Genomic DNA, 12,153 nt, shown 5'->3' with positions numbered 1-12,153 from the left:
TCAAGTCCGCTCGACTTGCATGTATTAGGCACGCCGCCAGCGTTCGTCCTGAGCCAGGATCAAACTCTCCAATAAAAGAGTGATTAGCTCATAAAATAAAACGTTGGCTCATGGCCTTCTATAATAGAAGCCATGAATATTATTGTTTGTTGACGCTTGTTTGTTTAGTTTTCAAAGAGCAATTTGGAGCGGGTGAAGGGAATCGAACCCTCATCATCAGCTTGGAAGGCTGAGGTTTTACCACTAAACTACACCCGCATTATTATTATTATTATTATGAGTTACCGGATGGTCGGGAAGACAGGATTCGAACCTGCGACCCCTTGGTCCCAAACCAAGTGCTCTACCAAGCTGAGCTACTTCCCGGTATATATGGCGCGCCCGAAAGGAGTCGAACCCATAACCTTCTGATCCGTAGTCAGACGCTCTATCCAATTGAGCTACGGGCGCATATTTTGTGACCAACTTTTACATGATACCATGTATCATTTCTGTTTGTCAAGTGTTTTTTTGGTGCGGCCGAGAGGACTTGAACCTCCACGGGGTTGCCCCCACTAGGCCCTCAACCTAGCGCGTCTGCCATTCCGCCACGACCGCATTTTTTGTTTACCAACAAGAAGTAATTATACTCTTCTATGAAGAGAAAATCAAGAGGTAATTTATGGTGCGGGTGAAGGGAGTCGAMCCCCCACGCCTCGCGGCGCCAGATCCTAAGTCTGGTGCGTCTGCCAATTCCGCCACACCCGCAAATGATATGAAAATGGTGAGCCATGAAGGACTCGAACCTTCGACCCTCTGATTAAAAGTCAGATGCTCTACCGACTGAGCTAATGGCTCAAATGATGGAGGGGAAACTTCGGTTAGATTAACCCTTCCAGTATAACCTTTTCGCATCTCGATGCTCGAAATACCTCACGGTCTTCCTCGCAAGTTTCCGAGGATGCCTATCAGTGAAGCAAGAAACTTGCTCTACCGACTGAGCTAATGGCTCAAATGAAAATGGCTGGGCTAGCAGGATTCGAACCTACGAATGACGGAGTCAAAGTCCGTTGCCTTACCGCTTGGCTATAGCCCAATAAATGGCGGTCCCGACGGGAATCGAACCCGCGATCTCCTGCGTGACAGGCAGGCATGTTAACCGCTACACCACGGGACCAAATAATATGGCGGAGAAGGAGGGATTTGAACCCTCGCGCCGCTTACGCGACCTACACCCTTAGCAGGGGCGCCTCTTCAGCCTCTTGAGTACTTCCCCGTAAAATGGCTCCGCAGGTAGGATTCGAACCTACGACCGTTCGGTTAACAGCCGAATGCTCTACCACTGAGCTACTGCGGAATAACTTATCAAAAGCAACAACAGCTGTTGTCGACTCTTTATATTATAATTAGGCTGTCCTTAAAAGTCAATAAACTATTTTAAAAAAGTGTTGCGATGTCATCATCAGGTTTACTATTATGCGATGGAATTAGGAAGATGTCAAGGTCTTCATCAACTTTAATGCTCCCCGGCATTTTCCGCAGACGTAGCGGGATGTATCGATCGATCTTTTGCGCTGGTATGCAAGATGGCATCCGGTACACTTATAGACCAAAACCCGAGTTTGCTTCTTTCTATTGTTTTTCTCCTCAGGGAGGGCAGAACAGAACCTGGGCGCTCCCACCTTTTCCATGAGATCCCTGAAATCACGGTCTCTGTGTTTGTACCCTTTGCCTTCCAAATGGAGATGATAATGGCAAAGCTCATGTTTGATAATCCCAATGAGTTCATTTTCTCCTAGCTGCTCCAAATATTTTTTATTAATCTCGATATTGTGGCTTCTCAGCAGATATCTTCCTCCGGTTGTACGGAGTCTTGGATTAAACACGGCCTGATGACGAAACGGCCGGCCAAACTCCTTTAACGATATTTTCTCCACAATTGCTTGAAGCTCTTCATTTTCCATCGATTACACCTACATTTCCCGTAAACATGACAACCCATTATAGCATATATTATGGATACCCTTAATCATTCAGGAGGGATGCGGTATGCCGGTTTGGTTCCAAAATCAGATGATGCGGGCGTTTTATGAAAAGGACCGATACCAAATAAAGCTTTTAAACCAGTGCTGGTTTTTCTATAGAAAGAAGCAGGGGTTATCACAGTAAAAAAGGGGCCGTCCAAAGCTTTAGCCTTCACTGAATCTTTGGACAGCCTTACTTTTTGAGGTTGTTCATTTGGTTTATTTTGGGGCAGGACTTTTCATTGGTCCTTTTTCCGGGTAAAGGAGTGGCAGGTTGCAGAATCAATGAGATTCGGACAACTTCCTGCTCCATGATACCGTTCCTGTCCGAATCTCGCCTCCATTCGGACAACTTCCAGCTACCTGACACCGTTCTGTCCGAATCCCGCCTCCTTTCGGACAACTTCCTGCTACCTGACACCAGCCCTGTCCGAATTAGATCCACTGTCGTCTGGATTTACGTTTATCCAACAATTCTCCGCCTCTGCCCACTGTAAAGCCTCTGTTTTTAATTATTCTCCCGGAGGAAGCATGGTCAATGCTACCCTGCCCTTTTTCATGTCGACGCTGTCAACCCAGACGGTGACAACATCTCCAACCGATACTACATCAAGCGGATGCTTTACGAATTTGCGGCTAAGCTTGGAGATATGGACAAGGCCGTCCTGCTTGACACCAACGTCAACAAAGGCGCCAAAATCGACCACATTCCGCACGGTTCCCTGCAGTTCCATGCCTGACTTTAAATCTTCCAGCTTGAGCACGTCTTTTTTCAGCAGAGGGGCAGGCAATTCATCCCTCGGGTCCCTGCCCGGCCTGACAAGCGCATCGATGATATCTTTTAATGTCAATTCGCCAATCTCCAATTCCTCAGCTGTCTTTTTTACATCCAGGGAGGAAAGCCGTTCCCTTAGTTCTGCTGAGCCAAGGTCTGAGGTTTTAAAGCCCAGCCTGCTTAGCAATTCTTTTACTTCCGCATAATTTTCAGGATGGATGCCAGTACGGTCCAGCGGTTCCCTTCCATCCACGACTCTCAGGAACCCTATCGCTTGTTCATAGGTTTTGGCCCCGAGCCGGGGGATTTTTTTCAGTTGCGCCCTGCTCGAAAACTTGCCTTCTTCTTCCCGCTTTTTCACAATGTTGTTGGCCACTGTTTTTGAAAGACCTGATACGTATTGGAGGAGCGAGGCGGAAGCAGTATTGACATTAACCCCTACTTGATTGACCGCTGTTTCCACGACGAAAGCAAGTGACTCGGAAAGCTTCTTCTGGCTGACATCATGCTGGTACTGCCCAACTCCCACAGACTTCGGGTCAATTTTAACCAGTTCAGCCAGCGGATCCTGGAGCCTCCGGGCTATGGAGACAGCACTCCTTTCTTCAACCTGGTAATCCGGGAATTCCTCCCGTGCCAGGTCGGAAGCAGAGTACACGCTGGCCCCAGCCTCGTTGACAATCAAATAATAAATCTCTTGTTTGGTTTCCTTCAGGATATCGGAAACAAATTGCTCTGTTTCCCGGGAGGCTGTCCCATTCCCGATTGCCACCATCTCGACCTGGTACTCTTTAAGAATCTTGATGAACTTCTCCCTGGCATCCTGCGCTCTTGCAGCCGAGAGATGAGGGTAAATTACATCAATTTCAAGCACTTTCCCGGTTTCATCCACAACTGCGAGCTTACAGCCTGTACGGTAGGCAGGGTCGACCCCGAGGACCACTTTTCCTTTCAAAGGAGGCTGCAGCAGCAGCTTGCGAAGATTCTCCGAGAAAATATGGATTGCCTGCTCTTCAGCTCTTTCCGTCATATCATTTCGTATTTCCCTTTCAATCGCCGGCTGGATCAGCCTCTTATAAGCATCTTCTACCGCTTCCATTACTGCAGGGGCGGTCAGGGATCGGTCACTGGCAATCCACTTCCGGCGCAGATACTTCATTATGGAGTCTTGTTCCACTTTGACAGAGACACGTAGAATATCTTCCTTTTCTCCCCGGTTTAAGGCAAGAATGCGGTGGGGGACTATTTTGCTGATCGGTTCTGCATAATCGTAGTACATTTCATATACATTCTTCTCGTCTTTTTCTTCGTCTTTTACGGATGACTGCACGGAACCCTTTTTAAAGGTTTCAGACCGGATCCATTTGCGGCTGTCGGCATCATCCGAAACCATCTCAGCTATAATATCCCTTGCACCAGCAATGGCTTCCTCTGCTGAAGCCACTCCTTTTTCATCGGATACGTAAGCCCTTGCCTGTTCCTCAAGGCTGCCTTTCACCGGGAAAGTCAGCATCCATTCTGCCAGCGGCTCCAGCCCTTTTTCTTTTGCGACTGTCGCTTTTGTGCGCCGCTTTTGCTTATAGGGGCGGTATAGATCTTCCACTTCCTGAAGTTTAACAGCCTTTTCGATGCCGATTTTCAACTCGGGAGTCAGTTTTCCCTGCTCCTCTATAAGGCGGATGACCTCTTCCTTCCGCTGGCCAAGATTTTGTATGTATTGCCATCTATCAATAATGTTTCGGATCTGGACCTCGTCTAGGGCACCAGTCTGCTCTTTCCGGTAGCGGGCAATGAAGGGTACGGTATTTCCTTCATCAATCATCATAATAACGTTTTGGACTTGCTTTACTTTCAGGGACTGTTCATCTGCAATCATTTTCAAAAATTGATCTTGCTTATCAACTGTTTGGTTCAAAAGTGACCATCCTCCAACTGATTTAATTAGAAGCTAAATATCAGCCTTCCTTTAGTTTATCAAATTCCCTCACTAAAAAAGAAGCTTCCGTTACAGGAAGCTTCCAATAATAAATGTTGCATCATCGTAGACATTTTGATGGTCCCGCCGAATTTCATTTGCAATGGACTGTGTTGACCGGCTTCTTTTTAACAAGGATTTAGCATTGTGGATGTCAAATCCATCGGAATAAATCAGGAATTTGGACTCTGGTTCATAGAAAAACCGCTGGGTATTGAACACTTGCGGCTTTCCTGATAAATAGCCCGTGACTGGCAGTGGATAAGTGAGCTTGCCTTGGGGAGAGTAAAGAAAAAAACGGATATTGCCGACGCAGCTGTAAACAAACTCCCTCTTTTCAAAGTAAACCTTGATAATCGAGACAGCCGCCCCCCTTTTCTGGTAAAGGACTGCGTTACAACGCTTCATCAGGGAATCCACGTCTTCATGATGATATTGCTCGACTACAGATACTGCCGCCTCCGAGGCCTCATGTGCGTACTTCCCGCTTCCAAGCCCATCTGCCATTACACAGACAAAGTATTCGTTAGTAGCCTTGTAAAAATAGCTGTCACCACATTGCGAATTGCCTTCTTTCGTAACCTGGTGAGCGATCAACTCTAGCTTGTTTTCCAGGTTTTCAATCATGTAATGAACTCCGAGTTATTGTTCTCGGCATTGATGGCTTCCTGGAGTTTCTTAATGGCACGGCGCTGCAGACGGGAAACATGCATTTGGGAAATTCCAAGTTTATCGCCAGCCTCTTTTTGGCTCATATTTTCAAGGTACGTATACTGGATAATCATTTTTTCGCGATCAGACAGAACATGCAGTACCTTTTCAAGGACAAGCCTCTGGTTAATTTTCTCATATCCTGTGTCGATATTGCCGACAATATCCAGAAGCGTAACTGTACCGCCATCTGAATCAGCCTCAATGGAGTGGTCCACAGACAGCGCCTGGTAGCTTTTCCCCATTTCCATCGCTTCAAGGACTTCTTCCTCTGAAACCTCAAGAGCATTGGCAATCTCGTCCACCCTCGGCGAACGGTGGAGCTCAGTTGTGAGTTCTTCAACGACCGTTTTGATTTTTGGGCCGAGTTCCTTAATACGGCGGGGAACGTGGACACTCCATGTTTTATCCCTCAGGAAACGCTTGATTTCCCCAATGATTGTCGGAACGGCGAATGCCTCGAAACTTTTGCCGAAAGACTCGTCATAACGGCGGATTGCCCCAAGAAGGCCGATCATGCCAACCTGGTAGATATCCTCATGGAACGACCTGCCTTTCGAGTATTTTCGCGCAATGGTTTCCACAAGAGCCTGATAATGAAGCACCAGCTGGTTTTGGGCCTCATTGTCTTCATTCTGCTGGTAGGCTTTAATTAGCGCATTGATCTCTTCCTTTGACCTCTGGTTAGGTTGAGATGGTTTCTGCATCAATCTCCACCTGCTCTCCGTCTCTGTACTTGGTCATAAAGACCGTTACGCCTTCCTTATGATGAATTCTAACTTCATCCATCAACGTTTCGATCAGATACAGCCCCAAGCCTCCTTCACGAAGGAATTCAACTGAAGCATTTTGGTCATATGGTCCAAGGCCTTGACGAGCAGAATGAAAATCGAAGCTTTGTCCGCTGTCGGCCACCATCACCTCGAGGCGGTCTTCATACAGCCCAAACCCGATGACAACCTCCCCCTGCTCATTGTTGTTGTAGGCATGCTGCACAGCATTCGTACAAGCTTCACTCGTCGCAATCTTCAAGTCCTCAATTTCATCGTAAGAAAAGCCCATCCGGCTGGCAATACCAGACAGGGTGAGCCTGATGACACCGACAAATTCCGGTTTGGCCGGAATCTTCATTTCGATATAGTCAAATGGCTGATTCATTGCACTCCACCCTCTATCTGGCTGTTTATATCAATAATATCGGCGAGCCCGGTAATTTCAAATAGCCTCTGGAGACGTTCGGTAAGCCCAACAATCTTGAATTGGCCATTATTGGCTTTGACGTTCTTGAAGACACCTACAAATACGCCTAGTCCTGTACTGTCCATATAATTGACGCCTGATAAGTCCACAATCATTTGCACGCCGTCTTTTTCGGATAGCGGGAAAATGGTCGACCGCAGCTTAGGCGCTGTATAAGCATCAATTTCTCCCTGAACGGAGACTTCAGCCAAAAGATCCTTTTCTTTAACATCTATTGATATATTCATAACTGACCCACCTTTTTTTGCATTCAATTGCTCTTGAAAATTTACCCGCCTTGGGCGGGCATTAAACCTCTCTTTTCAGAATGATTAAGGTAAAATCATCCCTCAATTGAAAATGCTGGAGTTTTTCCAAATCCTTGAACACCCGGTTCACTATTTCCTGAGCACTTAAATGGATGTACCTATTGATATATCCCATCAAAGTATCCCGGTCAATGAAGCCGTCGTCTGTCCTGCACTCTGTTACCCCGTCAGACATTAGTATCACCATATCGCCTGGGAAAATTTCCTTTTGATACTCTGCATATTTGGTCCTTTTCTCAACACCCAGCAGCAGCCCCTTCGCAATCAGTTCTGTAAACTCCTGCTTTGCTGCATTATAATAAAACCCCGGTTCGTGTCCTGCCGAAGCATAGGAAAGAATATTTGTTTCAGGATTATACATTCCATAAAACATTGTGATAAACATGCTGGGATCAACATTCTGCTCAACGACCCTGTTTAAATTCTCCAGTATGTAACTTGGTCCCTTTCTATGTTCAGGCAAGCTGTCCATCGCATATTTGATCATCGACATGCAAAGTGCTGCCGGGATTCCTTTTCCGATGACATCCGCAATGGCAACACTGACATTGTCGTTTTCATCAAGGACAAAGTGGAAATAATCCCCGTTCATGTGCTTGGCTGGGATACTGATTGCCCCAATATCCAGGCCTTCAATTTCCGGAACTTTAGTACCCAACAGAGTTTGCTGGACATTCGCCGCAATTTCCATCTCGGACCGAAGCTCCTCCTGTTTGTGGCGAAGGCTTTGATGCTCTCTATAGGCAAGCCCAAACGCAATCATGATCTCAAGAAGCACATCAAAGGAGTGCAGCACGTAATCCGGGACCTCCGGATGCATTTCAATCAGCAGGCTTTTATGCAGGCTGATGATCTCTTCAGGCGATACCTTGTTTTCGATTATTTTCCGGCTCAATTTCTGACTGGAATAGAGGGCCTGCTCAGACTGTTCTTTACTATAATTTTCAAGAAGCTCCCGATACTGTGATTCCATCATTTCTCGGAAATCCATGCTAACCCCCCCTAACGAAGCCATTTAGTCGCTTTTATCTTCGTGCCATCACCCGGAGATGATTCAATATCAAATTGGTCCATCAGCCTTTTTACTCCTGGCAGCCCCGCTCCGAGTCCGCCGGAGGTTGAGAAGCCGTCTTCCATGACCTGGCGGATATCACTGATGCCTGGACCGTTATCGGTTGCGTTGATAGCCAAGCCTACTTTTCCGCCTTCATTCAGCTTATCAATACAAATTTGTCCTTTTCCTGCGTAAAGGAAGATGTTTCTCGCCAGCTCACTGATTGCTGTTGTGATTCGCGCCTGGTCGACTATTCCGAAACCAAGCTCTTTGGCAACATTGCGCCCCAGCTGGCGTGCAGCGACAATGTCCCATTCGTTTATTATAGTTACACAGGATTGGATGCTCATACAGTTATTCCCCCAATTCCTGTTGTAATTTCTCCAAACCTTTTTCTAAATCTAAAGCCGTAAGGACATTGTCAAGACCAATCCCCAATTCAATCAGGGTGATGGCAACGGCAGGCTGGATTCCCGTAATTACCACCTTGACGCCCATTAAGTTGGACATATTAATCACATCTCCAAGCACCTTTGCGATAAAAGAATCAATAAAATCTATGGAAGTTAAATCAATCACAACGCCATTGGCTCCAGTCTCATGGATCTTGTGCAAAAGATCTTCCTGAAACTGAAGGGCTGTTTGATCGTCCAGTTCCCACTGAATGGATACCAGCAGGCAGTTGTAAAGCTTTAAAATGGGTATTCTCATTTTTCACCCTCCATTACGATAATTTTTCTATCTGTCAGCTCCAGTGCCGTTTCGATTCCTTTTTGAAGGGAATTTTGAGTGGTGAGCTGATGTAAGTCGATTCCAAGACTCACAATCGTCTGGGCAATTTCCGGGCGAATGCCGCAGATGATGCATTTTGCACCAATCAACCTTACCGCATCAGCTGCCTGGATGATATGGTGCGCCACCATCGTATCAACCACTGGAACTCCCGTAATATCAATAAGAACCACCTCGGAACGGTGCTTGACAACGCCCTTTAGCAGGTTTTCCATGATTTGTTTGGCTCTTTCAGTATCAATCGTACCTACCAATGGCATTACCGTAATCTTTTCAAAAACAGGAATCAGGGGGGCAGATAGCTCTTGCAGAGCTATTTTTTGCAGTGAGACGGTCTTTTCCCATGTGGTTGAATAAACGCTGACAATTTCGTTGTTCATCGGCGTCATCCATTCGCCGAATTCCCGGATGACTTCCATTTGATTGTCTTTTGTAACCAACCCGCTTTTTTCCATTTTTTCAAAGACAATCTCGCCAAAGGTATGCAAGCCCTTGGTCACAAAAGTCAGCGGCCATCCCAGACGGACAACTTTTTCAGCGAACTCGGTCAAGCGGGAAGTGTAATCTTCCTTCATACCTTTTATATTGGAAATGATCAAGTCCACAAATTCGCGGCTCGTACTGGTAAAGACCTGGTCCGATACGACCCGGAGCACTCGATCATCCGCATTATCTTTTGTTGTTTCGATCCATTCATTGAGGATATCTAGTTTGTTTTCTTCAATGAAACCATATATCAGCTTATTCATATCCATCCCCCATTCAACCTTACAAGATTTTCTTTTACCCTTCCGAACATCATTTCAAACCACAAAATGTTGAAAAACGGTCACAGAATTACTTATTATTATATACCAATTTAATGGCATACTGTTTCTTACGTCAAATATTATAAATTTGCCTACTTATGGTGGGTTTTATCCATTGGCCGCAGCAGACTTTTGCTAATAGTTTATCACGCTAGCCTGCATATATCAGGCTTGACGGCTCCCATGCGCCGTGAACCGGAGAATAAAATAAAAAAAACGCTCATATACAGAGCGTTTTGTTTTCATGATTAAAATTCGATAAGACCTAAACTTACCTGCAGGGCTTCATTCACTCGTTCCATCATTTCGTCATCGAGATGGGTTATCTTATCGGTTAGACGCTGTTTATCAATTGTACGAATTTGTTCCAGCAATATGACAGAGTCTCGTTCAAAACCGTATCGTTTCGCATCAATTTCAACATGTGTCGGCAGCTTGGCTTTTTGGATTTGGGCTGTAATCGCTGCAATGATAACTGTGGGACTAAACCGATTCCCGATGTCGTTTTGGATGACAAGTACTGGTCGGACACCGCCTTGTTCTGAACCAACAACTGGGGATAGGTCCGCAAAATATACGTCACCACGTTTTACAATCAAAGGATTAACCTCCGCTAACTAAACGTTCGACTGTGTGCTCTGCCTCATATTCAGCCTGGAAGGATTCCGAAGCGATTGTCAGGTTAATCTTGGCCATTTCCATGTAGCCACGTCTCATGGACTCACGAATTTGTCTCTTTTTCCTGTCGCGCAAATACATTTTCGTTGCCTGATAAATGAATTCACTTCGGTTTACGTTTTCCTGTTTAGCAAAGCCATCCAATTCCATTAATAGATGCTGCGGTAACTTTACCAAAATCTCAGTTGTTGCGCTGGATTCAGACACAAACATACACCTCCACCATCATCACTACAAACGTATCGTCTCTTTTTATATCTCTACCATTTTCAATCTTAACATTTATTGAGGCAAATGCAAAGATGAATTGGCAATTCTACTGTATTATCCGCCAAAAAAATATGGTTTTATGCATGATTTTTGTTCCTTTGTTATTTTCAGGAAAAGGAAGCTCCATTTAAAATCGGATTGTTCAGCGCAACGATTTTCCCATTCTTTTTATACAATCTCGGAACCCTGGAAGAAATCAGGCATGGAACTTCATAATTGATGGTTTCAAGCTTTGAAGCGATATCATCAATGGAAATTTTCTCTTCCTGCTGCTTGCCAATCAATGTGACCTCCGAGCCGACCGGGACTTCCCCCGGCAACCGAACCATGCATTGATCCATGCAAATCCGCCCAACAATGGGGACCCGCATTCCATTAATTAACACTTCCTGTCCCTGCAGCCGGCGGAGCCACCCATCAGCATATCCGATTGGCATGGTCCCTATCCATTCCTCGGACGCAGCCTCATAAGTAGCCCCATAGCTGACCTTGTCGCCCTTTTGCAGCCTCTTTACCTGCGTGAGCCGCGAATGCAGGGAAAAAGCTTCCGTGAGCTCTACCGGGAGGCTTGGTTTGATCTCGAGCGATGGAGCAAGCCCATACATGGTAATTCCAAGCCGGACAGCATTAAAATAGGCGCCCGGATAGCGGAGGGCAGCTGCACTATTGCTCGTGTGGATGCAGGCCGGTTTGGTGGCAAGCGCCGAAATCATTTCCTCAAACCGGGCCAGCTGCTTTTGAAAATAATGATCATCAAGTTCATCTGCCGTTGCAAAATGAGTAAAGATTCCTGCCAGACTGAAGCGCGAATCGCCCTTGAGCCGGGCTTCCATTGATTGCAGCTCCTCTTCGCTCCGCACTCCAAGACGACCCATGCCGGTATCCACCTTGATATGGAGAGAGAGTTCTTTCCCCGGAAGCAGCAACGCAGCCGCTTGTTCAATCCACGACTCCTGGAACACCGTCAAAGTTATATTTTCATTGGCTGCCACATTTACATCTTCTGCCCTGCTTGCGCCGAGGACAAGGATGGGAATGGATATCCCTTTCCTTCTTAACGACAGGGCCTCATCCAAAAAAGCGACTGCCAGCATCGTGGCGCCAGCCTGAATCGCCGCCTCCGCAATCTGGATATCCCCATGCCCATAGGCATTGGCTTTGACCACCGCTATGATGTCCACCTCTTCAGGCAGCAGGTTCCTGATTTTCCTTACATTCGACTCGATGCTGTCCAAATCCACCTCTGCCCATGTATCCCGGTAAAAATAGCCTTTTTCGTCCACGTTTCCCACACTTCCTTAATCCGTTCATGACTTACGTACCATTATCAAACCATGGCGGAGGAAATGTCAAATAGGAAAAGCAGCGTCCCGGTGTGGTCTCAGGTATTGGGAGTAGCTGAATAGCTGGGATGCAGGTGTTGTTCAAGTGGCCGTCAAGGCTTGTTTTTTGCTGGAGCGCTTAAAAAAGAGGGAAAGGAAGATGTCAGTGCCCGTTTTCGTGCCCAGCCCCTCAAAA

General features: G+C 46.3%; 14 protein-coding genes and 10 tRNA genes. 1 reads left to right on the top strand and 23 read right to left on the bottom strand.

The window, feature by feature from the left end; all coding sequences use genetic code 11:
- Positions 1 to 184: 184 nt before the first annotated feature.
- The 11 genes from ADU22_RS06360 to ADU22_RS06310 form a co-directional block, all read right to left on the bottom strand.
- Positions 185 to 258: transfer RNA gene (locus ADU22_RS06360), tRNA-Gly, on the bottom strand.
- A gap of 31 nt (positions 259 to 289) precedes the next feature.
- Positions 290 to 366, bottom strand: a tRNA-Pro gene (locus ADU22_RS06355).
- Between the two features lie 7 nt (positions 367 to 373).
- A tRNA-Arg gene (locus tag ADU22_RS06350) sits at positions 374 to 450 on the bottom strand.
- Positions 451 to 511: 61 nt separating this feature from the next.
- Positions 512 to 597 (bottom strand) — tRNA-Leu (locus ADU22_RS06345).
- Between the two features lie 65 nt (positions 598 to 662).
- Positions 663 to 747: transfer RNA gene (locus ADU22_RS06340), tRNA-Leu, on the bottom strand.
- A gap of 14 nt (positions 748 to 761) precedes the next feature.
- Positions 762 to 837, bottom strand: a tRNA-Lys gene (locus ADU22_RS06335).
- Between the two features lie 163 nt (positions 838 to 1,000).
- Positions 1,001 to 1,075: transfer RNA gene (locus ADU22_RS06330), tRNA-Gln, on the bottom strand.
- A 5-nt stretch (positions 1,076 to 1,080) separates the two neighbouring features.
- A tRNA-Asp gene (locus ADU22_RS06325) sits at positions 1,081 to 1,156 on the bottom strand.
- A gap of 8 nt (positions 1,157 to 1,164) precedes the next feature.
- Positions 1,165 to 1,255 (bottom strand) — tRNA-Ser (locus ADU22_RS06320).
- Positions 1,256 to 1,261: 6 nt separating this feature from the next.
- Positions 1,262 to 1,336, bottom strand: a tRNA-Asn gene (locus ADU22_RS06315).
- 130 nt (positions 1,337 to 1,466) lie between these two features.
- On the bottom strand, positions 1,467 to 1,943 hold the full coding sequence (locus tag ADU22_RS06310) for a SprT family protein (protein ID WP_053361397.1): 477 nt from the start codon (positions 1,941 to 1,943) through the stop codon (positions 1,467 to 1,469).
- A gap of 85 nt (positions 1,944 to 2,028) precedes the next feature.
- Here ADU22_RS06310 and cmpA point away from each other — a divergent pair, with 85 nt between their 5' ends.
- Entirely contained in the window at positions 2,029 to 2,148 is a 120-nt protein-coding gene (gene cmpA / locus ADU22_RS24570; RefSeq protein ID WP_156183201.1) for a cortex morphogenetic protein CmpA, read from the top strand.
- Positions 2,149 to 2,515: 367 nt separating this feature from the next.
- Here cmpA and ADU22_RS06305 read toward each other — a convergent pair whose 3' ends face one another.
- The 12 genes from ADU22_RS06305 to alr form a co-directional block, all read right to left on the bottom strand.
- Positions 2,516 to 4,654 carry a Tex family protein gene (locus tag ADU22_RS06305; RefSeq protein ID WP_197280115.1) on the bottom strand — a complete coding sequence of 713 codons (2,139 nt, stop codon included), beginning with the start codon at positions 4,652 to 4,654 and terminating at the stop codon, positions 2,516 to 2,518.
- 129 nt (positions 4,655 to 4,783) lie between these two features.
- Entirely contained in the window at positions 4,784 to 5,380 is a 597-nt protein-coding gene (locus ADU22_RS06300; RefSeq protein WP_053361395.1) for a PP2C family serine/threonine-protein phosphatase, read from the bottom strand.
- The gene (sigB, locus tag ADU22_RS06295) at positions 5,377 to 6,171 is read right to left on the bottom strand and encodes an RNA polymerase sigma factor SigB (RefSeq protein WP_053361394.1); all 795 of its coding nucleotides are present in this window, start codon (positions 6,169 to 6,171) and stop codon (positions 5,377 to 5,379) included. The genes ADU22_RS06300 and sigB overlap by 4 nt, the downstream gene beginning before the upstream one ends.
- Complete coding sequence (gene rsbW, locus ADU22_RS06290) at positions 6,149 to 6,622, bottom strand: anti-sigma B factor RsbW (RefSeq protein WP_053361393.1); 474 nt, start codon at positions 6,620 to 6,622, stop codon at positions 6,149 to 6,151. The genes sigB and rsbW overlap by 23 nt, the downstream gene beginning before the upstream one ends.
- The gene (locus tag ADU22_RS06285; protein ID WP_053361392.1) at positions 6,619 to 6,951 is read right to left on the bottom strand and encodes an anti-sigma factor antagonist; all 333 of its coding nucleotides are present in this window, start codon (positions 6,949 to 6,951) and stop codon (positions 6,619 to 6,621) included. Before ADU22_RS06285 ends, rsbW begins: the two co-directional genes overlap by 4 nt.
- Positions 6,952 to 7,012: 61 nt before the next feature.
- Positions 7,013 to 8,023 carry a PP2C family protein-serine/threonine phosphatase gene (locus ADU22_RS06280; protein ID WP_053361391.1) on the bottom strand — a complete coding sequence of 337 codons (1,011 nt, stop codon included), beginning with the start codon at positions 8,021 to 8,023 and terminating at the stop codon, positions 7,013 to 7,015.
- An 11-nt stretch (positions 8,024 to 8,034) separates the two neighbouring features.
- Complete coding sequence (locus tag ADU22_RS06275; protein WP_046525873.1) at positions 8,035 to 8,436, bottom strand: anti-sigma regulatory factor; 402 nt, start codon at positions 8,434 to 8,436, stop codon at positions 8,035 to 8,037.
- Positions 8,437 to 8,440: 4 nt separating this feature from the next.
- Entirely contained in the window at positions 8,441 to 8,797 is a 357-nt protein-coding gene (locus ADU22_RS06270; RefSeq protein WP_046525874.1) for an STAS domain-containing protein, read from the bottom strand.
- On the bottom strand, positions 8,794 to 9,627 hold the full coding sequence (gene rsbRA, locus ADU22_RS06265; protein WP_053361390.1) for an RsbT co-antagonist protein RsbRA: 834 nt from the start codon (positions 9,625 to 9,627) through the stop codon (positions 8,794 to 8,796). Before rsbRA ends, ADU22_RS06270 begins: the two co-directional genes overlap by 4 nt.
- A 308-nt stretch (positions 9,628 to 9,935) precedes the next feature.
- Entirely contained in the window at positions 9,936 to 10,286 is a 351-nt protein-coding gene (locus tag ADU22_RS06260; protein WP_046525876.1) for a type II toxin-antitoxin system PemK/MazF family toxin, read from the bottom strand.
- Between the two features lie 4 nt (positions 10,287 to 10,290).
- Positions 10,291 to 10,572, bottom strand: a complete 282-nt coding sequence (locus ADU22_RS06255) for a CopG family ribbon-helix-helix protein (RefSeq protein ID WP_046525878.1) — start codon at positions 10,570 to 10,572, stop codon at positions 10,291 to 10,293.
- Positions 10,573 to 10,742: 170 nt separating this feature from the next.
- On the bottom strand, positions 10,743 to 11,918 hold the full coding sequence (alr, locus tag ADU22_RS06250) for an alanine racemase (RefSeq protein WP_053361389.1): 1,176 nt from the start codon (positions 11,916 to 11,918) through the stop codon (positions 10,743 to 10,745).
- Positions 11,919 to 12,153: the final 235 nt, after the last annotated feature.

Origin of the sequence: Bacillus sp. FJAT-27251, from assembly GCF_001273925.1 — a bacterium.
Classification (GTDB): Bacteria; Bacillota; Bacilli; order Bacillales; family Cytobacillaceae; genus Mesobacillus_B.
This window is presented reverse-complemented; position numbering and strand designations above follow the sequence as displayed.